The following is a 21,142-nucleotide window of genomic DNA, read 5'->3' on the forward strand; positions in this document are numbered from 1 at the left end:
AAAACACCTCCAAGTCTAATTTCGGATAACAACGATCCGTTTTCAAACTTGAAGGTGTTTTTTGTTTGTCTCATATTATGGGGTCAGTCCCAGGCTCAGCGGTTTTTTTGTTCATCCTGATTGTAAAGAAGAGCTTTCAAGAGCGCTTTTTGTGCGTGAAGCCGGTTTTCCGCCTGCTGGAATACCGCAGAGTTTGGGCCGTCAATTATCTCGGACGTGACCTCTTCCTCCCGATGCGCGGGCAGACAGTGCAAAAAGGTATAGTCAGGTTTGGCGAGACTGACGAGTGAGGCGTTGACTTGGTACGGGGCAAACACGTTCAGCCGCTGCTGCATCTCTTCCTCCTGTCCCATGCTCGTAAAGACATCGGAGTAAATCACGTCTGCATCCCGCACCGCTTCCTGCGGATTTTCGGTCAGGATGATCTTCGCTCCGGAAACAGCCGCAGCTTCTTTTGCGGCATTTACCGCCTCTTCCTCTACTTCATAACCTTTCGGCGAAGCAATCGCAATGTCACAGCCCATTTTTGCGCAGCCGATCATAAGTGAATGCGCCACATTATTTCCGTCACCGATATAGGCGACTTTTACTCCTTTCAGCTCTCCTTTTATCTCTTGTATCGTTAACAGATCCGCGAGTGCCTGACACGGGTGGTACCGGTCGGTCAGCCCGTTTATGACGGGAATGTGTGCATGCTCGGCAAGTTCTTCGACTTTTTCATGCTCAAAAGTGCGGATCATAATGGCATCAACGAATCCGGACAGCACCTTCGCCGTATCCGCGACCGTCTCTCCCCGTCCAAGCTGCAGGTCGCTGCTTGAAAGGAATAGTCCTGTTCCTCCGAGCTGAGCCATGCCCGCTTCAAACGATACACGCGTGCGGGTTGAAGATTTTTCAAAAATCATCGCCAATGTTTTTCCTTGAAAAATCGGCTGTATCGGATGCTGTTTTAATAATGAAGCTTCTGTCAGAAGCCCGTTAATGTCAGAAGGGCTGAAATCCTTCAAGGAAAGAAAATCTTTGCCGTACAAATGGGTTAATGTATGTTCCGCTTTTACTGTGTGCATGATGCCACATCCTTTTGATAAAGATCTTTAAGCGATACAGGCTGAGGTTTGCCGGAGCCGCTTGCTAAAAATGCCTTTGCGGTTTCCGGTTCAGTAAAGACCGTCACGCCGTGCGTCATGGCTTCAATCCGCTGTTTACGCGCTTCTTCAGAATGATTGAAATTAATATGGACCGCTTTATCCTTCCGATCCGCCCAGGCCTGAAAAGAGTCTTTGCACACGGTGAATCCCACAGCTTGAGCCTGCCGTGCCAGTTCCTCATCTCCGCCTTCCAGATAGACGCTTCCTTTTTTCTCCCAGACATGCGCGTAGATTTTTTTCAGGGCGCTTTCTGCGTCAAAGGCGACACACATCCCTTCTCCTGTCGACTTCATTTCCGGTCCCGGCTTTACGTCAACATCCTGAATGGCGTGAGAAGAAAATACCGGGAATTTCACAGCCGTTCCATGCTGATTTTGAACCTCGGGCTTGAGGTCTTTAAGGGAAGCGCCGGCCAGCAGTCTGGCGGCAAGCGGGATCATCGGCACTCCCATCACCTTAGACACGACAGGAACCGTGCGGCTTGCCCGCGGATTTACTTCAAGAACGAGAATATCCCCTTTGTCATCAATGACAAACTGAATGTTCATAATGCCTTTGAAACCCAGTTTTACCGCAATTTTTTCGGCAGCCTTTTTTATATCCCGCTGCATATCAAGTGTGACGGACGGACCCGGCAGAATCGCAAAACTGTCGCCCGAATGGACGCCGGCCCGTTCAATGTGTTCTGTGTAAGTCGGAACGAATACTTCATGTCCGTCGGAAATCAGATCGATCTCCAATTCTTTTCCTGTAATGTACTGGTCGATCAAAATCGGATACGGCATGCCCGCTTCTTTTTCCAGCAGGTCTGACAGCTGCGCTTCTGAATCAACGATGATCATGCCCATCCCCCCGATGACATAAGATGGACGGATCAGCACGGGATACCCGATGCGGCTTGCTTTTTCCGCGGCTTCTTCTTTCGTATAAGCCGTTTCCCCTTTGGCATGTTTCAGATCAAGCTCATCAAGCAGCCGATAAAACAGATCCCGATCCTCCAGCGCATCCAGGGTTCTAAAGGATGTTCCGAGCAGCTGAACGCCCGCTTTTTCCAGTGATTCAGCGGCATTGATAGCGGTCTGCCCCCCAAACTGGACGATGGCAAAATCAATGTTTTCATGTTCCGCCACGTTTAAAATATGTTCTGCCGTCAGCGGTTCAAAATAGAGCCTGTCGGCAATTTCGTAATCGGTGCTTACCGTTTCCGGATTGTTATTGATCATAATCGTTTCATAGCCCAGCTTTTGCAGGGTCAGGACGCCGTGGACTGCGCTGTAGTCAAATTCCACTCCCTGACCGATACGGATCGGGCCTGATCCTATAATGAGCGCCCGTTTTTTCTCTTTTCGGCTGATATCTCCGTCGCTTTCTCCGAGATAGGTGGAGTAGAAATAATTTGTCTTGGCATCAAATTCAGCGGCGCATGTATCTACGATTTTAAACGACGGGACGATATCTGCTTTCTTTCTGAGAGCGCGGATGTCTTCTTCCGTTTTCCCCGTAAGAGACGCGATCATGACGTCCGTGAAGCCTTTTATCTTCGCCTGCTTTAAAAGCGGGACGGACAAATGATCTCCTTCTTCCATCAGCTTGTTTTCCAATGTGATGATATTTCGGAATACATGAAGGAAAAACGGGTCAATTTTCGTTTTAGAATGAATGTCTTCTATCGTTACACCGCGGCTTAACAGTTCCATGACGACGAAGAATCTCCGGTCATCCGGCGTTACCGCTAAGTCCCACAGCTGATTGACCGTAAAGCCGCCGAGTTCGGGAAGGCGGGTGCCGATCGTTTTCAGCTCAAGGGAGGCCGCCGCTTTTTGAATGGCCGCTTCCATGTTTCTTTCGATCGCCATGATCTCTCCCGTCGCTTTCATCTTCGTTCCGAGCGTGCGGTCGGCATGTTTAAATTTATCAAACGGCCAGCGCGGAAATTTGACGATGACATAATCCAGCGCCGGTTCAAAGCTTGCATAAGTAGAGCCCGTCAGCGGATTTTTCAGTTCATCAAGCGTATAGCCGACGGCAAGTTTCGCCGCCATTTTGGCAATCGGATAGCCGGTCGCTTTTGACGCGAGAGCTGAAGAGCGGCTGACACGCGGGTTCACTTCAATGACATAGTACTGTTTGCTGAACGGGTCCAGCGCAAATTGAATGTTGCAGCCGCCGACTACATCAAGCGCTGAAATAATCGCCAAACTAGCTGAACGCAGCATCTGATATTCTTCATCCGTTAACGTCTGGGACGGCGCGACTACGATGGAGTCTCCTGTATGCACGCCGACGGGATCGATGTTTTCCATGTTGCAGACGGTGATGCATGTATGATTTCTGTCACGCATGACCTCATATTCGATTTCTTTAAAACCGGCGATGCTTTTTTCGACGAGGCATTGGCTGATCGGGCTTGCCAACAGCGCCTGTTTAATCAGCGTTTGAAACGCTTCTTTCGTTTTCGCGATTCCGCCTCCCTTTCCGCCTAACGTATACGCCGGTCTCAGAATAACCGGAAATCCGATAGACTCAGTGAAGCGGAGGGCATCTTCTTCGTTGTCGACGATTTCGCTTTCCGGAACGGGCTGATCGAGCTCCTTCATCAGGGCCCGGAACCGCTCCCGGTCTTCGCCTTTTTGAATGGTCTCCACTGATGTTCCTAAAAGCTTGACGTGATGCTTCTTCAGCACGCCTGCTTCTTCAAGCTTAACGGCTAAATTCAATGCCGTCTGGCCGCCCAAATTGGCAAGGAGACCGTCCGGCTTTTCTTTTTCAATGATGGCTTCGATGCTTTCGGTCGTGAGCGGTTCAAAATAAATTTCATCGGCAAACGCCTCATCCGTCATAATCGTTGCCGGGTTGTTGTTGACGAGAATAACACGGTATCCTTCTTCTTTCAGAGCCATGCATCCCTGCGTTCCTGAATAATCAAATTCAGCCGCCTGGCCGATGATGATCGGGCCTGAGCCGATGACTAATATGCTGGAAATGGTTGTATCTTTAGGCATGAGCGATTTCTCTCCTTGCTGGTATCACTTTCTCTAGAAATTCATCAAATATCCACTCGCTCTCAGCCGGTCCGGGATGAGCTTCAGGGTGGAACTGTACGCTTAATACGGGAAGGCGGTTGTGAATGAGCCCTTCCACTGAGGTGTCATTGACATGATGGAATCTGATCGACAGCTCGTTTTGGTCAATTGATGCTTCATCGACGACGTAGCTGTGGTTTTGGCTTGTCATAAACACCCGTTTCGTTTTCCGGTCAATAACGGGATGGTTGGCTCCCCTGTGCCCGAACGGCAGTTTATACGTATTCCCTCCGAAAGCGAGGGCAATCAGCTGATGTCCGAGACAAATGCCGAGTGCGGGGAAAGCATTCAGTAAAGCCTTAATCCGGGTCATGTACGGAGCAATCGCTTTCGGGTCCCCAGGTCCGTTTGAAAGCACGATTCCGTCAGGCCGAATATCATAAACGGCGTTCATCTGGTGATACGGAACGACTGTTACTTTACAGCCGCGCTTTACAAGCGACGAAGCGATTGATTTTTTATAGCCGAAATCAATCAGCGCAATATGCCGGTCTCCATCCCCCATAGAGGTGATCTCTTCGGCCTGCGCCAGCTCAGCCGGGTTTTCTGTTCCGGATGCCGCGGGAACTTCTCCTGTTGTTGACACGGCAGCGTTCATCGTGCCGCCGGAGCGGATGGTTTTGACGACGGCCCGTGTGTCCACTTCGGTTAAAAGCGGGATGTTCCATTTGTTTAAATACTCTCTCAAACTTGAGACTGCTTCATGGTGAGAAAAATGTTCACACGCTTCATACACGACAACGGCCTTGACTTGAGGAATCTTACTCTCAAGGTCTTTTTCATTAATTCCGTAGTTTCCGATCAGCGGATACGTAAAAACAATGATCTGCCCCTTATATGACGGGTCCGTAAGTACTTCCTGATAGCCCGTCATTCCGGTGAAAAAAACCGCTTCGCCAACACAGCATGCTTCTTTTTCAAGATCACCGCCAAATGATGTTCCGTCTTCCAATACTAAATAGCCTTTCATCTAAAGCCCACCTCTTGACGAATAATTAATTAAAAACATGAATTTTTATACTCTTATAGCAAAAAAAATTATTGTTTCACTGCGGTATGCGCTTCTATCGCTGCTTTCAGCATGCTGACGGCCGAGAGCATTTCCTCTTCAGAAACCGTAAGCGGCGGGAGCAGCCTGATGACATTCGGTCCGGCCGGAAGCACGAGAAGTCCGCGTTCCTGCAGGTCTCCGATAATACCGGAAACGGAACCTGCGCATTCAATGCCGATTAATAGCCCTTTTCCGCGGATATCTTTTACAAAAGGCACTGTCAGCTCACTTTTCAGCCGGTCTTTTAAAAAAGAGCCTTTGCCGGCCGCAGCCTCGAGAAAGTCTGGATGAAACACAATGTCCAAGGTCGCATTCACAGCTGCCATGGCAAGCTTATTGCCGCCGAAAGTCGTACCATGCGTACCCGGCGTGAAGGCTTCGCCAAGCTTCTTTTTGCCGATTACGGCTCCGACGGGAAAACCGTTTCCAAGCCCTTTCGCAACAGTGATGATATCCGGAGAGATGCCGAAATGCTCATAGCCGAATGCTTTCCCCGTCCGGCCGATTCCGGTTTGAATCTCGTCTATGATAACCAGCGCCTGTTTGTCTTTGCAAAATGTCTGTAAGGCTTCGATGAATTCCGGGTCGGCGGGATGGACTCCCCCTTCTCCCTGCACCGTCTCAAGCATGACGGCGGCGATATCATCCTCTTTTGAAAGCGTGCTGAATGCTGACGGATCATTAAACGGAAGATAGTGAAATCCATGGAGCATCGGTCCGAAACCGGTTTTGATTTTGTCTTGTCCGGTGGCGGCCATTCCCGCATATGTCCGTCCGTGAAAGGATTGCCGGAATGTCACGATTTTTGTTTTTCCCGTTGCTTTACGGGCAAGCTTAATGGCGCCTTCATTCGCTTCAGCCCCGCTGTTGCAGAAGAAAACCAGGTCCCCCGCGCTATGTTCGGCAAGCTTTGCCGCGGCTTTTTCCTGAAGGTCATTTTCAAACAGATTGGAAACGTGCCATACGCTGTCAAGCTGTTCTTTGACCGCTTCTGTCACCGCATCATGACAATGGCCGAGATTGGAAACGGCGATGCCCTGAATAAAATCCAGATACGTTTTTCCGTGTTCATCCTCTGCGATTGTCCCTTTCGCTTTTTTGATATCGATAGGCCAGCGGCTGTAGGTTTGAAATAAACTGCTCATGACACGCTCTCCTTTTCCTTGACGATTTTTGTTCCTTGGAAGGCTTGATCGGTGAAAAAAGCTCCTTTTCCGTTTACGATCATGACTTCCGCGACATCTTCACTCAGTGCCGATAATGCCGACTTCACCTTCGGAATCATCCCTCCCGAAATAACGCCGCCATCGATGAGGGTCTGAATCTCCCGCGGCGTCAACGTCTCCAGCCGGTTCTCTCCGTCCATAATTCCTTCGACATCCGTGACAAATAAAAGTTTATCGGCTTGTAAGGCTGAAGCGACGGCTGATGCCGCTGCGTCTGCGTTGACGTTCAGCGTTTCAAAATCACTTGTCATGGAAAGCGGAGCGATAACGGGAATGATGCCTTCTTTCATTAGTGCTTGAATAATGGACGGATCGGTTTTCCGGATTTCACCGACTTCTCCGTATTTGTCTTGATCAAGATAGGATGCTTGAAGGAGACCGCCGTCCTTTCCTGAGATTCCCGCAGCTTTCAGCCCGTTTTTCGCAAGTTCGGTTACGAAAAATTTATTGACCGTTCCTGACAAGACCATTTCGGCTGTTTCCAGCACCGGTTTGGTCGTTTTCCGCTGCCCATCGACAAATTCCGTTTCAATCTGCAACGTTTTCAGCATTTGTGAAATTTCCGGACCGCCGCCATGCACGACGGCAATGTTCCAGCCCGATTGCATAAGCTCTTTTACATTTTGAAAAAAAGCGGCGGATAACTCGCGGATCACGCTGCCGCCGCACTTAAAAACAATGGTTTTCTCCATGCCGCTCCCCTTTGTTATGTGCGATAGCTCGCATTGATTTTGATATAGTCATAGGTTAAGTCACAGCCCCATGCCCGGCCGCTGCCGGCGCCTTCTTGCAGGCGGACTGCAATCGTAATTTCATCACCTGATAAGTACTCCTTGGCGTCAGTCTCTGAAAACGGCTGAGGTTCGTTGTGTTTAAACAGACACTGACCGCCGAGGAAAACTTCCACTTGTTCGGCCGTTACGCTTGCCGCACTGTGCCCGATTGCGCCGACGATGCGCCCCCAGTTGGCGTCAGTGCCGTAAACGGCGGTTTTCACAAGGCTTGAGCCGACGATTTTTTTGGCGATGATATTCGCTTCGAGATTATTTTTCGCGCCTTCGACTTTGGCTTCAATTAATTTCGTCGCTCCTTCACCATCTCTGGCAATATCTTTGGCAAGGTCTTCGCATACAAGCTTCAGCCCCTTTTTAAAAGCCGGCCAGTCGGAATGCTGCTCCGTCAGACACTCATTCCCCGCGCAGCCGTTCGCCATCACGAGCACCATGTCATTCGTCGATGTTTCTCCGTCAACGGTGATTTGGTTAAATGAAACATCCGTGATCTCTCTGAGCGCGTTTTTAAGCGCCTGTTCTTCCACGGCCGCATCCGTTGTGACAAAGCCGAGCATTGTCGCCATGTTGGGATGGATCATGCCGGAGCCTTTCGCCGCTCCGCCGATCGTGATGATGTCACCGCCGATCACCAGTTCATAACACGTCTGTTTCGTCACTGTATCCGTCGTCAAAATGGCTTCTTCAAAAGCTCCGGACACTGCAGGCGCTTGACCGAGCTGCTCAATGCCCGCCTGAATTTTTTCCATGTCTAACAGCTCGCCGATCACCCCGGTTGACGAAACCGCAACAAGCTCCGGCTCAATCCCGAGCTGGCTTGCGAATCCGTCCCGCATTTCATAAGCGTCCTTTAAACCTTGGTCTCCCGTACAGGCATTGGCAATCGCGCTGTTGACAATAACCGCCTGAAGCACAGCCTCTTTTTTCAAGCTCTCTTGCGTCACTTTCAAGGGTGCTGCCTGAAAATGGCTCTGCGTATATACCGCTGCACTGACTGCAGGCGTCTCGCTGATAATCGCCCCGAGATCTTTTTTTGAATAGCGCAGCCCGCAGTGAATACCCTTTGCCTCAAACCCTTTCGGCGAAGATACGCCGCCTTTGATTTTCGTGATTTTCTCACTAAGCTGAATCATATTTTTGAATCCCTCTTTCGTTCTATGGATAGACTGGCGTCATCATAAGTCCCGTTTCTTCCTGCCAGCCATTCATGATATTTAAATTTTGAACCGCCTGCCCGGCGGCGCCTTTCATCAGATTATCTATGACAGAAACGATGGTCACACGGTTTGTTCGTTCATCCACAGTGACACTGATGTCACAAAAGTTGCTGCCGTACACTTCTTTCGTCGCCGGGAATTCACCTTCCGGCCTGATCCTGACAAAATATGAATCTTTGTAAAATTCGGAATAAAACTCTCTTAATTGTGCAGAAGACATTCCCGGAGGGACGTCGGTATACATCGTCGCCATAATGCCCCTTGTCATCGGCGCCAAATGAGCGGAAAACGTGATCGGACCTGTGCCGGGCTGCCATGCCGCCAATTGCTGTTCAATTTCCGGAGTGTGCTGATGCTCATTGACCTTATAAATTTTGAAATTATCATTCAGCTCAGAATAATGAGTGCCCATGGAAGCTTTTCGGCCGGCGCCGGATACGCCTGTCTTCGCATCAACAATCAGAAATGAATCTTGTAAAAGCTTATTTTTCGCCAGCGGGGCGAGCCCGAGAAGCACAGCCGTTGGAAAACACCCCGGATTGGCAATCAGCTTTGCATTCTGAATTTCTTCTTTTTGCAGTTCGGCTAAACCGTAAACCGCGTTTTGAATCGTTTCTTCCGGGGCGGCCTGCCGCTTATACCACTTTTCATACACGGCCGGATTTTGAATCCGCAGATCGCCGGAAAGATCAATGACCGGAATGCCCGCCTCCGCCAGCTTCGGCGACCACTCCCCGGAAACGCCGGGCGGCGCGGCTATGAACATCACATCAATTTCGTTGCGGATCGTTTCTATATGAAGCGGCTGAAGTGATTGCGGCGCTATATTTCTCAAATGCGGATATGAAGCATCATATGCCTTCCCTTCATCGCTCGATGAATATAATATACAATCGCCTGTATAAGGGTGATGGTTAAGAATCCTGACAAGTTCGGCGCCTCCATAGCCAGTTGCGCCTATAATACCAATTTTCAACGGGTTCACCTTCTTGGTTTTTGTGAAATTATTTAACATTATAACATGAATAAAAATTAATTCAATTGTATATTTAATATTTTTCATTCATTTCCCATCTGTTTTTGCCGACAAAAAAACAGGCTGATTCAATCAGCCTGTTTTCTTCAGCATCATCAGCCCGCTTATAAAAAACAGCACAGAGCTTGCGTAAAAAATAATGTGAACCGTAAAGAAGTCAGCGAGAAAGCCGCCCAGAATGATGGCGGCAGCGGAAAATACAGCCGTCCAAAAATGATAGCTGCCGACTTTTTTCCCCCGCTCCCCGCCGTCGGTGTAATCGGCGATCATGATTTTTTCGCCGTGTTTTTGCATGGCGCCGAACAGGCCCAAAAGCACCTGCACAACATAAACCTGATGCACGCTGGTGATGTGCGGGAGCGTCAGGAGAAGCACTGCCATGCCCCACGAATTCGCCATAAGGAACCAGCGGGGATCAAGTCTTGCCGACAGCCGGCCGAGCAGCGGATGGATCAAAGCGCCGCTCAGGCCGAACAAGCCATATGACAAACCGAATTGCGTGTAGCTGGAACCGATGTTTTTAATAAACAAAATATAAAAAGGAAAGATCAGGCTGCCGGCAAAAAAGACACTGCTCTGAGACAGGATCAGCCATTTTAAATGATTGTGTTTCATGATTTGTACCTCTGATAAAAATAATTCATAAACAAGTCATCCGGATCATACTTGCGCTTTTTCTGAAAGAACATGTCGCTCTTCGGATACGCCTTGCGCATCTGCTCTTTCGTTTGGTACAGCATATACGGCAGATAATAGCTGCCGCCGTGGCGCAATGCCGTGTCCGTCATTTTTCTGACGATCCGCGCCGCACCCGCCTGGCTGTCTTTTGAAAACCCTTCATTGATTAATAGAACGAGCGAAAACATATCATCCTTTGCATATGACAGGTCGGCTTTTTCATTTTTTTGCACGTAGCGGATCGTAATATTTACAAGATTGAGATCTTCGTGTGACAGCGCCGTGCGCAAATCATGAATGTACGGCGCAAATTCGCCGACAGGCACGAAGTATTCCTGAAGCACGTCGGTATTGTCCGTGTTTTCATATTCCAAAAATTTCGATTCTGACCTCATGACATTATTTCTGGAGATTTTCACGCCGTTTTGGCCGAGAAAATAAGACTGCTGGGCCGACCAGAGCCAATTTCTTCCCCAGTCATACCGGCGGGAGAGGCCGAGCGCGAATTTCGTAAGCGCCGGATGCTCATCTTCTTTCAGTTCATTGTGCTGCTTTAATTCAGTCTGATTGTCTGAGAGCGTGTAATCAGTCACATACATATCGTGCAAAAAGCCTTTATCCCCTGTTGCGATCCGTGCAAGATGCATGCGCACGGCAGGATTGTGCTGTACATGCCGGGTAAAATATTGACTGTATGTATCAGCGTTCATGCGTTTCGTTTTCATTTCGTATAGCTCATCATCTGTCAGCTCAATATCTGCGTCAAGTATCACACCGAACAGGCCGTACCCGCCGATGACGGCTGAAAACAGGTCATCTTTCGGGGTGACCGTAACGATTTTGCCGTCCGCCTTTAAAAGATGAAACGATTTAACCGTATCAATCAGCGAGCCGTACCGGATATCCCGGCCGTGAGCGTTGGCGCTCAGTGAGCCGCCGATCGTAAAGATGTTTTGCGACTGCATGACCTTTACCGCGAGTCCGTACGGATTGACATACCGCTGAATATCATTCCAAGTCGCCCCCGCCTGCACCCTGATGATTTTTTTCTTTCGGTCGAGACCGAGTATTTTGTTGTACCCCGTCATGTCGAGAACGATACCGTCTTCATAATACGTCTGGCCGCCCATTGAGTGCTGGGCGCCTGCGATCGAGATCTTCAGCTGCTTTCTTTTTGCTTCCTTAATCGTTTCGACCAATGTTTCTTTCTCTTTTCCTTTGACCGTCTGCTTAATCTTCACCGGCATGAGACGGCTGACATCCGTCATTGTTTCCGCCTGCTGATGCCGCTCTTTGTGGAAGACAGAAACAGCGAACAGCGCCGAATAAACAAGGATGCTAAGGATAATGAGAAGTATTTTTTTCTTCATATGTTCCTCCCTCGCGTACAGCCGGTCTATTATATCACGACTCCGCCCTCTTTTTTCCTTTTTATCCCGATACCGAAAAAAACCCCGAATGCTGGAACACTCGGAGTTTTTTGGTGATTTGCCCTTTTTTCCGCACCTCGGCCTGCTATGGCCGGCCGAAATTTTTTTAGTCGGTATATCATCTTTATATATAATAAACATATTAAATGAGGTGGGAACATGAACATAAAAGGTATCAATCATTTTCTTTTTTCTGTTTCAAATTTGGAAAAATCCATAGAATTTTATGAAAAAGTATTTCATGCACAGCTCCTGGTTAAAGGGCAAAAACAGCATATTTTGATCTGAATGGGCTTTGGCTTGCACTGAACTTAGAGGAAGATATTCCAAGGAATGAAATACATAAATCCTACACACATACGGCTTTTTCAATTGATCCAAGATTTTGATGCAATACATCAAAGGCTGGAAAATCTAAATGTAAATATATTAAACGGACGGCCCAGAGATCAGCAGGATCAAAAATCAATTTATTTTACTGATCCTGATGGACATAAATTTGAATTCCACACAGGCACACTCCAAGACAGACTGTCCTATTACAAAAAAGATAAACCCCATATGACGTTTTATATATTAAGGTTTTATGCAGACAAAAGAAAAGCACCTCCAAACTTTAGGGTGTACCTAAAATCCGGGGTGCATTTTCTTATTACTGAATCCCTAATGCGATTTTCGCGTAGCGTGACATTTTGTCTCTCGTCCACGGCGGATTCCAGACGATGTGAACCTCTGTCTCTTTTACATCCGGAATGTCAGCGAGCGCTTTTTTCACCTCGTCGACGATGATCGGAGCGAGCGGGCACCCCATTGATGTCAGTGTCATTGTAACGTGCGTCAGGCCGTCGTCATCCATATCGACATCGTATACGAGGCCGAGGTTGACGATATCGACGCCGAGCTCAGGGTCAACGACCTGCTCCAAGGCGCCCATGATGTTTTCTTTTAATGCTTCTTCCACGTTCCATCACTCCTTTTTCCTCAGTATAACGTAAAAGCGGCTTTTGTTAACACCTTTGTGCTTTATAAATGCTTATCGAACCAGGCGACTGTTTCTAAAACGGCGTATCTCGGGACTTTATGATCAGCCCGTTCGTCTTTCAGAAACTGAAGATGCTCTGGCCGGCTGCTGTAATGCGGTTTAATCGACTCATAAAAGCCGCGGGTCGGTGCATACGGAACGACTTTGTCCTGAACGCCGTGCCAGAACAACAGCGGGCGGCTGCGGAGTTTTTCCGGTTCCAGACTGAGATCAAACGGTTTGAGCCGCGCAAACAGTTCATCGACCTGTTCTTTTGTGACATCAATTTCGATGTCCTGCTTTTGAATGTGGTCAATCTGCTGCTGAAAAAACGCCGTGTAGTTCGGGCTCCCCATCAGACTGACCCCGGCTTTGACCCAATCATACGCAGCCATCGCGCCGAATGTCGTAATCCCGCCCATTGACGTGCCCGCAAGACCGATCCGCCCGTCTTCAATCAGACCGCGCGTTTCAAAATCCTTTTTCAGCACGTCAAGCTCCTCGATTTCATTTAATACAATGTCCCAAAAATGGACGGCGAGCTCTTCCGCTGACAGCTGTTCAGCGCGTTCACCGTGGTAAAGAGCTTCCGGCAGCACGGCTCTGAATCCCTTTTCAGCAAGCAGGTAAGCGAAATGAAGATTATGTTCCTTCGCGCTTGTAAAACCGTGAATAAAGAAAACAAGGGGAGCGGGACGGTCCCGATTTTCTTCTTTTACAATATGTAAAAACGGAATGCCTGATACGGTTTGATGATCAATAAGAATCACGTTGACTCCCTCCTTAGGATAACCATAATCATAAGTGTAACATGTAGACAATAAAGATGGTAAAAAGCTACACTGTACATAAGATAAAAACAGCAAATCATATGACAAAAGGAGTTATTTATGGAGACAAAACCTTATCTCATCGCCTTAGATCTGGATGGAACATTATTAAAAGATGATAAAACCATTTCCCCTGAAACGGCACGGACGATTCAGACGCTGAAAGAAGCGGGCCATCATGTCTGCATCTCAACCGGCCGCCCTTTCCGTTCCAGTTCGCTATATTATGACGAGCTTGGGCTGACAACGCCGATTGTCAATTTTAACGGGGCGTTTGTCCACCATCCGAAAGACGCTTCATGGGGACGCTACCACACGTCTTTATCTGTCGATGTGGTCAGACAGCTTGCCGAACTTACAGAGACCTATCAAATACATAATGTGCTCGCTGAGGTCATCGATGATGTGTATTTTCATTATCATGATGAGCATTTAATCGAGGCGTTTCATATGAATACGGCGAATGTCACGTTCGGTGATCTGCGTGAAACGGTCAAAGAGGATGTGACGTCCGTATTGATTCACGCGAAGGAAGAGGACGTCGCGGATATACGCGCGCATTTATCCGATGTGCACGCCGAGGTCATTGACCACAGAAGATGGGCGGCTCCGTGGCATGTGATTGAAATTATTAAACACGGGATGAATAAAGCGGTCGGATTGAAGAAAATCAGCGACTATTACCAAGTGCCGAGAGAACGGATCATCGCGTTCGGCGACGAAGACAACGATCTTGAAATGCTCCGGTTCGCCGGGTGCGGTGTCGCGATGGGAAACGGCACGGATGAAGTCAAACAGGCTGCTGACCGCGTCACGGGTTCAAATGAAGCGGACGGAATCGCCGGGTTTTTAAAATCCTATTTCTCCCTATGAGATTTTCCCGCTCATAACCCGAAGCCTTCCGCCCATACTAAAACAGACGACTCATCTCGTCTAAATATGGAAGGGGGACATTGCAATGGGTAAACGAAACAAATCAAAACGGTTTATTCAGCAAGGCAAGGACTCTGTCAGTCTTCATGACGCAAGATTTCCATATCGGTCTACATTAGAGGAAGCACAGCATGATGCAGCAAAAGACGCAGCCGAAAGACAGGTTGACTTTTAATGAGAAACGAACTGTTCTCTCAAGCCAAGTCATTTGTCCAGCAGGCTGTCATGATTGCTAACGGTTTCGAGGACGGCGACCGGGAAAAAGCTGTCTCACGCGCCAAAAATGCCGTGTCTTCCGCGTACGCCAATTCGACGGATGCAGAACGTCAGCAGCTGCACCAATTTCAGGATCAGCTGGAGAAATTGCAATAAAAAAAGGCGCCCCGTCTGAACGAGGGCGCCGCTTTTTATTTTACTTCAAATGTTTTTACCGTTTTCAGTCTTTTTCCGATCTGATCGGACTTTCCTAAAAACGTCACAGTGACCGTGTATGTCCCCGGTCCTGGCGCGTTTTTCCACACATCTGAAAAGTCATACGTTTCATTCGGCATTAAGGTCATGGTCTGAAACGCCTGGGTAAACATTCTGTCTTTTGAATAGCGGTACAGTTCTTTGTTCTGTTGATCATGTACGGTCAATTCGAATTTCTGCCCTGAGCTGAATGTGAAATCGATCGGACTTTCGCTTTTGTTTTTTAAAGACATTTGAAATTCGATCTGCTGATCCGTCTGCACAGGATTTACGGCTAATTCCGCTTGCTGTTCATTCATCTCTCCGGATACCTCCTCAGCGGGCTCCTTCTGCCCGGATTGACTGCTGCACCCGATCAATAAAATGACCGGTAATAACAGGCCAAACAGCCACTTCATTCTATCCGCTCCTATCAGTCTTTTCTGAAGAAACCAAAGATTCCCGTCGTTTGCACGATGTTTGTGAAGGCTTTCGGGTCGACCTCTTTCACGATTTTCTCAAGATCATACAATTCGTACCGCGTGATGACAATGATCATCATTTCTTTCTGTTCGTTTGTGTAAGCGCCTTTTGCCGGCACCGTCGTAATGCCGCGGACCATTTTTCCGTAAATCGCTTCTTTGATTTCATCGGCTTTTTTCGTAACGATCATAGCGGTCAGTTTCATGTGGCGGGTATGAATGGCGTCAATCACCCTTGTTGTGACATAAAGAGCGACAAGGGTATATAATGCTTTCTCCCATCCTTGCAATAATCCTGCCGTCAAAATGATAATCCCGTTCAAAATGAAGAAATACGTGCCGACCGGTTTATCCTTCCATTTGGCCAGCACCATCGACACGATATCAAGCCCCCCTGTAGACGCGCCGAATTTCAGCGTTAAACCGATGCCGATGGCTGAGATGACTCCTCCGAATACGGTATTCAGGAGAATATCGTGCGACAGTCTCATTTCCGGGAGAATTCCCATAAAGACGGACGTCAGCGCTACACTTAATATGCTGTATACGGTGAATGATCTGCCGACTTTCAGCCACCCTAACACACCGATGGGAATGTTTAAGAGGAACATGAGAACTCCTGTCGAAATATAAAAAGGGGCGTATTGATCAACGACGCTTGACAGCAGCTGGGCGACACCGGTAAAACCGCTGGCATATACATTCGCCGGTATCAGAAATAAATTCAGCCCCGCCGCATATAGAAACGCGCCGATGACGACGATTGCTAATTTTTTTACTTGTTCAAGTACCATGGCTTGCTCCTCCGCTCATTTTCATTATTAGCTTTTCCCTTAAAACAAAGTTTTGAACACTATTTTGCCACATTTATATGATATAGTTGGCATCACTCTCACCAAATGGAAAGAAGGGAATTATGATGACAGTTCACCTTATTGCTGACAGCGCCTCTGATCTGCCGCAATCTTACATTGAAGAAAACCGGATCGGGTTCATTCCGCTGCACGTAACACTCGACGGAAACGAATATGAGGACGCGGTCACCATTCAGGCGGATCATATATTTCAAGCGATGCGGGATGGGAAAGTCCCGAAAACATCCCAGGCATCACCGGATACGATAAAAAAAGTATTTTTACAATACGCGGAACTGGGAGAGCCGGCGATTTACATTGCCTTTTCTTCAGGTCTTTCCGGCACTTATCAGACGGCCGTGATGGTCGCCAATGAAATCAAAGAGGAATTTCCCGAATTTGATTTACGGATTGTAGATTCCAAATGCGCTTCATTGGGCTGCGGCCTCGCGGTGATGCATGCGCAAACACTCTGTGTTAACGGGAATACAATACAAGAAATCGAAACGTCTGTAAAGAGCTTTTGCGCACGGATGAAACATATATTTACGGTCGATGATGTCGCCTATCTCGCGCGGGGCGGCAGGATTTCAAAAACGTCCGCTTTTGTCGGCGGGCTTTTGAACATCAAACCGATCCTGCATGTGGCTGACGGCAGACTCGTGCCGCTCGAAAAATTGCGCGGACAGAAGAAACTGTTTAAACGGATTTTAGAAATGATGAAGGAAGAAGGCGGCGATTGGGCGGATCAAACAGTCGGAATCAGCTATGCCGACAATGAAGAGACGGCGCTTCGCATGAAAGAGATGATTGAAGATGCGTTCGGTCCGAAAGAGATCATTCTTCATTCAATCGGTTCCGCCATCGGCGCCCATTCCGGTCCGGGAACGCTCGCGATTTTTTTCCTGAAGCCATAATTTCCAATGCCGCGGGCATCCTATCGTAAAGAAGGGAGGCTTTGCCGCATGAAAGATGATGACAAAAAACCGCTGGATCATAACGCCTTAAATCAAAAAAAGAACCGGCTTGCCGAAAAAAACCGGCAGGCGGGAAAAAACCAGAATTCAAAAAAACCGGACCATCTGTAAATGCAAAACAGCTCTCTTACCTTAGAGAAAGAGGGCTGTTTTTTCTGTACGGCCATAAGTGCGCCAGTTACAAAGTAAACCGGCGGACCTGATAAATAAATACAGGATATAGCAGATTTTGCGGAAATAAAAAACATCGGTTTTTGTTCACCGATGTTTTTGCAGAATATTTATTGTTTTTCGTATGTCCAGCCGTTTTCCTGATACACTTTGCCGTTTTTCATCAGGTGCCCGAGCGCCCGCTTAAAGGCGGCTTTGCTTAAATGAAACCGTTCGCGGATATCGTCAGGATGGCTTTTGTCTCCGTAAGGCATTGCGCCGTTTCTTGATCTCAAATAGGTCAGAATCTCTTCTGCGTCAACCGAAAGCGCGTCCTGCTTTCTCGGCAGCAGCGACATGTTGACGGACCCGTCTTCTTTCACCTCGATGACACGCCCTGTCACGCGGCTGCCGAGTCTCGGCTCTTCCTTTCTTTCTGAAGGGTGAATAAACGCGCGGATGCCTTCATCTGTAATCATAAAAGAGCCAGATGCGATCAGTCTGTACACCGTGCCCGTCAGGTTTTGATTCATGACGTCTTCCTCTGCGTCCGTAAATAATTCACTGATGATATCCTCAGGCGCCGGCTTGGCAAACATGCGCCCGCGGCTTGTCACCTTCAGCATGCAATACAGTCTGTCGCCTTTTTGCGGCCAGACGGATTTGTACGGAGGCAGGTGCTCCGTTGCGACAAGCGCGTCTTTTGACAGACCGACGTCGACGAATACGCCCATATCTTCCACAGCGTCCGTCACTTCCACCCATCCGTAATCATAAAAGCTGATGAGCGGCTTTTTCATCGTCGCCGCAAGCCTTTCCTGATGGTCGACGTAAATAAACACGTCCACTTCATCTCTGTCTTCGATATCTTCCGTGATTTCACTGTTATGTAAAAGAACCGTATCCTCGCCGTCCGTTAAAAAATAACCGAAATCGGTCTGGTGATCTATACTAAGCGTGAGCTGCTGCCCTGGTTTCATGTTATCGTCCTTCCTGCTTCGCCCGTCAGAGGCTGATGTTTTTCTCATTTTTTCCAATTCGCACAAATTCATGCTTTGTGCTGTTGGACATTTCTCTTTATTCTACTATAATCAACACATAAGTGAAATGTTATAGGAGGTTTTCTCATGGCAAAAGAAAGTTCTTTTGATATTGTATCCAAAGTTGAATTTCCTGAAGTGCAGAATGCGATTCAGATGACGCTGAAAGAAATCGGCACGCGCTATGACTTTAAAGGATCTAAAAGCGATGTGACTTTAGAAAAGGAAGAACTTGTTCTGATTTCTGATGATGAGTTTAAATTGAATCAGCTCAAGGATGTGCTGAGCGGCAAGCTGATTAAACGGGACGTGCCGACGAAAAACATTGAATACGGCAAAATCGAAAATGCATCGGGAGGCACGGTGCGCCAGCGCGCGAAGCTTGTACAGGGCATTGATAAAGACAACGCCAAAAAAATCAACGCGGTGATTAAAAACTCCGGCTTGAAGGTTAAGTCGCAGATTCAGGACGACCAAGTGCGCGTCACCGGAAAAAATAAAGATGATCTGCAGCAGATTATTGCAGCTGTCCGCGGAGCAGACCTGCCGATTGACGTTCAATTTATTAATTTCAGATAAATTATGTGATTCCTATTGATTATTGTCTCTATTTTCGGTAAATTTGGAGAAAGGGATTTTCACAGTTAAGTTTTGGAAACCCATGACAATTACATGAACGTTCTTATCAAGAGAAGCCGAGGGACTGGCCCGACGACGCTTCAGCAACCGGTGTAGTGGTTTACCCAAACCATGACCAAGGTGCTAAATCCAGCAAGCTAAAAACAGCTTGGAAGATAAGAAGAGAGACAAATGATTACAAAGTCTTCTTCTTAAGAAGACTTTTTTTATTTCTCTTTTTTCCTTGCTGAATGTGATGAAGGAGGCAAACAATGGGACTATTACAAGACTTAGAAGAACGGATTTTAATCGGAGACGGCGCGATGGGCACTCTCCTCTACTCCTACGGCATTGACAGATGTTTTGAGGAACTGAATGTATCTAAGCCCGATGAGATCAAGCGGATACATAAGGCATACGTGGAAGCAGGTGCAGACATCATCCAGACGAACACGTACGGCGCGAATTTTATTAAGCTCTCCAGATACGGCCTTGAGGATGAAACGAAAAAAATCAATCAGGAAGCGGTCAAAATCGCGCGCGCTTCCTCAGACGGCGCTTATGTATTGGGAACGATGGGCGGCATCCGCACCTTTAACAAAAACGCCTACAGCCTTGAAGAGATTAAACGCAGCTTTCGGGAGCAGCTTTATTTATTGCTGCACGAAGAGCCGGACGGCCTGCTTTTGGAAACATACTATGATTTAGAAGAGGCGCGCGAAGTGCTGAAGATCGCCAGAAAAGAAACGGAACTTCCGATCATGCTGAACGTATCCATGCACGAACAGGGCGTGCTTCAGGACGGAACGCCGCTTCGGGAAGCTCTCAGGTCAATTGCCGATCTCGGCGCTGATATAACGGGAATCAATTGCCGGCTCGGCCCGTACCACATGATTGAAGCGCTCACCGAAGTGCCGATTTTCCGTGACGCTTATTTATCGGTCTATCCGAACAGCAGCCTTCCGTCCTTAGAAGAAGGCCGGCTTGTTTATGATACGGACGATGCCTATTTCCGGGAAAGCGCCGTACAATTCCGCACTCAGGGCGCTCGCATAATCGGCGGCTGCTGCGGCACGACGCCCAACCATATCAGAGCCATGGCTGAAGCGGTCCGCGGACTTTCACCGGTCACTGATAAAGAAGTGAAAATCAGGCGGGAAGAAGAAGTCATCTCAGTCCGGGATGAACGGACCGAGCCGGGTTTAAACGAAATCGCCGCGCAAAAACGGTCAATTATCGTAGAGCTTGACCCGCCAAAAAAATTGAATTTTGACAAATTTCTGCAAGCGGCGGCAGAATTAAAGGAAACCGGCATAGAAGCACTGACGCTCGCCGACAATTCATTGGCGACACCGCGGATCAGCAATGCCGCCTGCGGTTCATTGCTGAAAGAGCGCCTTGATATCCGTTCTCTCGTCCATATTACATGCAGAGACCGCAACATCATCGGCCTTCAGTCACATTTAATGGGGCTGGATACGCTCGGGCTCACCGACATTTTAGCCATCACCGGCGATCCTTCAAAAATCGGCGACTTTCCGGGGGCTACCTCCGTCTATGATTTAACGTCCTTTGACTTGATCAGGCTGATTAAACAATTCAACGAGGGTATTTCTTTATCGGGGAAACCGCTCGGCAAGAAAACAAACTTTTCCGTAGCCGGGGCGTTTAACCCGAATGTCCGTCATTTGGATAAGGCCGTAAAACGGCTGGAGAAAAAAATCGAGTGCGGCGCTGACTACTTCGTGTCCCAGCCTGTGTATTCGGAGCAGCAGCTCATTGACATTCATCATGAAACAAAACATCTCAATACACCGGTGTATATCGGAATCATGCCGTTAACGAGCAGCCGCAATGCAGAGTTCATTCATCATGAAATCCCGGGCATTAAGCTGTCTGACAGCATCCGCGAAAAAATGGCGCTCGCCGGCGAAGACAAGCGGAAGCAGAAAGCCGAGGGCCTCGCCATCGCCAAATCGCTTCTTGACACGGCGTGCGAACTGTTCAACGGAATTTATTTAATCACCCCGTTTCTCCGTTCTGATTTGACGTCAGAGCTCGCTGCTTATATTAAGCAAAAGGATGAAAAGCGGGCCGATGTATATTTGCATTGATAATCAAGAGGCC

The 21,142-nt window shown here is 48.1% G+C and carries 21 protein-coding genes, 1 pseudogene and 1 riboswitch; of the genes and pseudogenes, 8 read left to right on the forward strand and 14 right to left on the reverse strand.

All coding sequences use genetic code 11. The features are described 5' to 3' along the window. Window positions 1–95: 95 nt before the first annotated feature. The 9 genes from argF to ACQE26_RS18220 form a co-directional block, all read right to left on the reverse strand. Window positions 96–1,067, reverse strand: a complete 972-nt coding sequence (gene argF / locus ACQE26_RS18180) for an ornithine carbamoyltransferase (RefSeq protein WP_500470226.1) — start codon at window positions 1,065–1,067, stop codon at window positions 96–98. After that, on the reverse strand, window positions 1,055–4,150 hold the full coding sequence (gene carB / locus ACQE26_RS18185; protein ID WP_500470227.1) for a carbamoyl-phosphate synthase (glutamine-hydrolyzing) large subunit: 3,096 nt from the start codon (window positions 4,148–4,150) through the stop codon (window positions 1,055–1,057). The genes argF and carB overlap by 13 nt, the downstream gene beginning before the upstream one ends. Continuing rightward, window positions 4,143–5,201: a carbamoyl phosphate synthase small subunit gene (locus ACQE26_RS18190; RefSeq protein ID WP_438421597.1), complete on the reverse strand. Its 1,059-nt coding sequence runs from the start codon at window positions 5,199–5,201 to the stop codon at window positions 4,143–4,145. The genes carB and ACQE26_RS18190 overlap by 8 nt, the downstream gene beginning before the upstream one ends. Before the next feature lie 68 nt (window positions 5,202–5,269). Continuing rightward, window positions 5,270–6,427: an acetylornithine transaminase gene (gene argD, locus ACQE26_RS18195; protein ID WP_500470228.1), complete on the reverse strand. Its 1,158-nt coding sequence runs from the start codon at window positions 6,425–6,427 to the stop codon at window positions 5,270–5,272. Continuing rightward, on the reverse strand, window positions 6,424–7,200 hold the full coding sequence (gene argB / locus ACQE26_RS18200; RefSeq protein ID WP_500470229.1) for an acetylglutamate kinase: 777 nt from the start codon (window positions 7,198–7,200) through the stop codon (window positions 6,424–6,426). The genes argD and argB overlap by 4 nt, the downstream gene beginning before the upstream one ends. A gap of 14 nt (window positions 7,201–7,214) precedes the next feature. Further along, on the reverse strand, window positions 7,215–8,432 hold the full coding sequence (gene argJ, locus ACQE26_RS18205) for a bifunctional ornithine acetyltransferase/N-acetylglutamate synthase (RefSeq protein ID WP_500470230.1): 1,218 nt from the start codon (window positions 8,430–8,432) through the stop codon (window positions 7,215–7,217). Between the two features lie 22 nt (window positions 8,433–8,454). After that, complete coding sequence (gene argC / locus ACQE26_RS18210) at window positions 8,455–9,492, reverse strand: N-acetyl-gamma-glutamyl-phosphate reductase (RefSeq protein WP_500470231.1); 1,038 nt, start codon at window positions 9,490–9,492, stop codon at window positions 8,455–8,457. A gap of 132 nt (window positions 9,493–9,624) precedes the next feature. Continuing rightward, window positions 9,625–10,167 carry an MFS transporter gene (locus tag ACQE26_RS18215; protein ID WP_500470232.1) on the reverse strand — a complete coding sequence of 181 codons (543 nt, stop codon included), beginning with the start codon at window positions 10,165–10,167 and terminating at the stop codon, window positions 9,625–9,627. Further along, the gene (locus ACQE26_RS18220) at window positions 10,164–11,600 is read right to left on the reverse strand and encodes an FAD-binding oxidoreductase (RefSeq protein ID WP_500470233.1); all 1,437 of its coding nucleotides are present in this window, start codon (window positions 11,598–11,600) and stop codon (window positions 10,164–10,166) included. Before ACQE26_RS18220 ends, ACQE26_RS18215 begins: the two co-directional genes overlap by 4 nt. Window positions 11,601–11,819: 219 nt before the next feature. Between ACQE26_RS18220 and ACQE26_RS18225 the strand changes: the two are divergent. Further along, window positions 11,820–12,107, forward strand: a pseudogene (locus ACQE26_RS18225) (VOC family protein); the annotation flags it as partial. Window positions 12,108–12,312: 205 nt separating this feature from the next. On the opposite strand, the gene ACQE26_RS18230 reads toward ACQE26_RS18225, so the two are convergent. Together ACQE26_RS18230 and ACQE26_RS18235 are read right to left on the reverse strand one after the other, a co-directional pair. Continuing rightward, window positions 12,313–12,621, reverse strand: a complete 309-nt coding sequence (locus ACQE26_RS18230) for a metal-sulfur cluster assembly factor (protein WP_003155088.1) — start codon at window positions 12,619–12,621, stop codon at window positions 12,313–12,315. 62 nt (window positions 12,622–12,683) lie between these two features. Beyond that, window positions 12,684–13,451 carry a prolyl oligopeptidase family serine peptidase gene (locus tag ACQE26_RS18235; RefSeq protein WP_316100675.1) on the reverse strand — a complete coding sequence of 256 codons (768 nt, stop codon included), beginning with the start codon at window positions 13,449–13,451 and terminating at the stop codon, window positions 12,684–12,686. A gap of 120 nt (window positions 13,452–13,571) precedes the next feature. Between ACQE26_RS18235 and ACQE26_RS18240 the strand changes: the two genes are divergently transcribed. The 3 genes from ACQE26_RS18240 to ACQE26_RS18250 all read left to right on the forward strand — a co-directional run bounded on the left by ACQE26_RS18240 (window position 13,572) and on the right by ACQE26_RS18250 (window position 14,816). Next, entirely contained in the window at window positions 13,572–14,384 is an 813-nt protein-coding gene (locus ACQE26_RS18240) for a Cof-type HAD-IIB family hydrolase (RefSeq protein WP_500470234.1), read from the forward strand. An 85-nt stretch (window positions 14,385–14,469) separates the two neighbouring features. Further along, complete coding sequence (locus tag ACQE26_RS18245; protein WP_016938265.1) at window positions 14,470–14,619, forward strand: hypothetical protein; 150 nt, start codon at window positions 14,470–14,472, stop codon at window positions 14,617–14,619. Then, window positions 14,619–14,816, forward strand: coding sequence for a DUF3813 domain-containing protein (locus ACQE26_RS18250; protein ID WP_013351795.1), 198 nt, complete (start codon window positions 14,619–14,621; stop codon window positions 14,814–14,816). Before ACQE26_RS18245 ends, ACQE26_RS18250 begins: the two co-directional genes overlap by 1 nt. Before the next feature lie 35 nt (window positions 14,817–14,851). Here the strand turns inward: ACQE26_RS18250 and ACQE26_RS18255 are convergent, their stop codons facing one another. Together ACQE26_RS18255 and ACQE26_RS18260 are read right to left on the reverse strand one after the other, a co-directional pair. Then, a complete protein-coding gene (locus tag ACQE26_RS18255; protein ID WP_438421589.1) occupies window positions 14,852–15,313 on the reverse strand; it encodes a BsuPI-related putative proteinase inhibitor in 462 nt (153 codons plus the stop codon). A 14-nt stretch (window positions 15,314–15,327) separates the two neighbouring features. After that, a complete protein-coding gene (locus ACQE26_RS18260) occupies window positions 15,328–16,170 on the reverse strand; it encodes a YitT family protein (protein WP_003155101.1) in 843 nt (280 codons plus the stop codon). Window positions 16,171–16,295: 125 nt separating this feature from the next. Here ACQE26_RS18260 and ACQE26_RS18265 point away from each other — a divergent pair, with 125 nt between their 5' ends. After that, window positions 16,296–17,147, forward strand: a complete 852-nt coding sequence (locus ACQE26_RS18265; RefSeq protein ID WP_500470235.1) for a DegV family protein — start codon at window positions 16,296–16,298, stop codon at window positions 17,145–17,147. Window positions 17,148–17,195: 48 nt separating this feature from the next. Then, window positions 17,196–17,318, forward strand: a complete 123-nt coding sequence (locus tag ACQE26_RS18270) for a DUF3941 domain-containing protein (protein WP_101605560.1) — start codon at window positions 17,196–17,198, stop codon at window positions 17,316–17,318. A gap of 170 nt (window positions 17,319–17,488) precedes the next feature. Here ACQE26_RS18270 and ACQE26_RS18275 read toward each other — a convergent pair whose 3' ends face one another. Next, complete coding sequence (locus ACQE26_RS18275) at window positions 17,489–18,385, reverse strand: CvfB family protein (RefSeq protein WP_500470236.1); 897 nt, start codon at window positions 18,383–18,385, stop codon at window positions 17,489–17,491. A 99-nt stretch (window positions 18,386–18,484) separates the two neighbouring features. Between ACQE26_RS18275 and ACQE26_RS18280 the strand changes: the two genes are divergently transcribed. Continuing rightward, window positions 18,485–18,976: a YajQ family cyclic di-GMP-binding protein gene (locus ACQE26_RS18280; RefSeq protein WP_012117263.1), complete on the forward strand. Its 492-nt coding sequence runs from the start codon at window positions 18,485–18,487 to the stop codon at window positions 18,974–18,976. A gap of 100 nt (window positions 18,977–19,076) precedes the next feature. Further along, window positions 19,077–19,198, forward strand: a riboswitch (SAM riboswitch). An 89-nt stretch (window positions 19,199–19,287) separates the two neighbouring features. Beyond that, a complete protein-coding gene (locus ACQE26_RS18285; RefSeq protein ID WP_438421585.1) occupies window positions 19,288–21,129 on the forward strand; it encodes a bifunctional homocysteine S-methyltransferase/methylenetetrahydrofolate reductase in 1,842 nt (613 codons plus the stop codon). Window positions 21,130–21,142 lie beyond the last annotated feature (13 nt).

Source organism: Bacillus sp. 5RYD7K (genome assembly GCF_059831465.1).

Excerpts from the sequence above, each read along its gene's own strand:
- argJ (WP_500470230.1), bottom strand. The coding sequence starts at position 8,432 with ATGATTCAGCTTAGTGAGAAAATCACGAAAATCAAAGGCGGCGTATCT.
- argD (WP_500470228.1), bottom strand. The coding sequence starts at position 6,427 with ATGAGCAGTTTATTTCAAACCTACAGCCGCTGGCCTATCGATATCAAA.
- ACQE26_RS18270 (WP_101605560.1), top strand. The coding sequence starts at position 17,196 with ATGAAAGATGATGACAAAAAACCGCTGGATCATAACGCCTTAAATCAA.
- argF (WP_500470226.1), bottom strand. The coding sequence starts at position 1,067 with ATGCACACAGTAAAAGCGGAACATACATTAACCCATTTGTACGGCAAA.
- ACQE26_RS18215 (WP_500470232.1), bottom strand. The coding sequence starts at position 10,167 with ATGAAACACAATCATTTAAAATGGCTGATCCTGTCTCAGAGCAGTGTC.
- ACQE26_RS18280 (WP_012117263.1), top strand. The coding sequence starts at position 18,485 with ATGGCAAAAGAAAGTTCTTTTGATATTGTATCCAAAGTTGAATTTCCT.
- ACQE26_RS18190 (WP_438421597.1), bottom strand. The coding sequence starts at position 5,201 with ATGAAAGGCTATTTAGTATTGGAAGACGGAACATCATTTGGCGGTGAT.
- ACQE26_RS18240 (WP_500470234.1), top strand. The coding sequence starts at position 13,572 with ATGGAGACAAAACCTTATCTCATCGCCTTAGATCTGGATGGAACATTA.
- ACQE26_RS18250 (WP_013351795.1), top strand. The coding sequence starts at position 14,619 with ATGAGAAACGAACTGTTCTCTCAAGCCAAGTCATTTGTCCAGCAGGCT.
- ACQE26_RS18285 (WP_438421585.1), top strand. The coding sequence starts at position 19,288 with ATGGGACTATTACAAGACTTAGAAGAACGGATTTTAATCGGAGACGGC.
- carB (WP_500470227.1), bottom strand. The coding sequence starts at position 4,150 with ATGCCTAAAGATACAACCATTTCCAGCATATTAGTCATCGGCTCAGGC.
- ACQE26_RS18260 (WP_003155101.1), bottom strand. The coding sequence starts at position 16,170 with ATGGTACTTGAACAAGTAAAAAAATTAGCAATCGTCGTCATCGGCGCG.
- ACQE26_RS18255 (WP_438421589.1), bottom strand. The coding sequence starts at position 15,313 with ATGAAGTGGCTGTTTGGCCTGTTATTACCGGTCATTTTATTGATCGGG.
- argB (WP_500470229.1), bottom strand. The coding sequence starts at position 7,200 with ATGGAGAAAACCATTGTTTTTAAGTGCGGCGGCAGCGTGATCCGCGAG.
- ACQE26_RS18245 (WP_016938265.1), top strand. The coding sequence starts at position 14,470 with ATGGGTAAACGAAACAAATCAAAACGGTTTATTCAGCAAGGCAAGGAC.
- ACQE26_RS18220 (WP_500470233.1), bottom strand. The coding sequence starts at position 11,600 with ATGAAGAAAAAAATACTTCTCATTATCCTTAGCATCCTTGTTTATTCG.
- ACQE26_RS18275 (WP_500470236.1), bottom strand. The coding sequence starts at position 18,385 with ATGAGAAAAACATCAGCCTCTGACGGGCGAAGCAGGAAGGACGATAAC.
- ACQE26_RS18265 (WP_500470235.1), top strand. The coding sequence starts at position 16,296 with ATGACAGTTCACCTTATTGCTGACAGCGCCTCTGATCTGCCGCAATCT.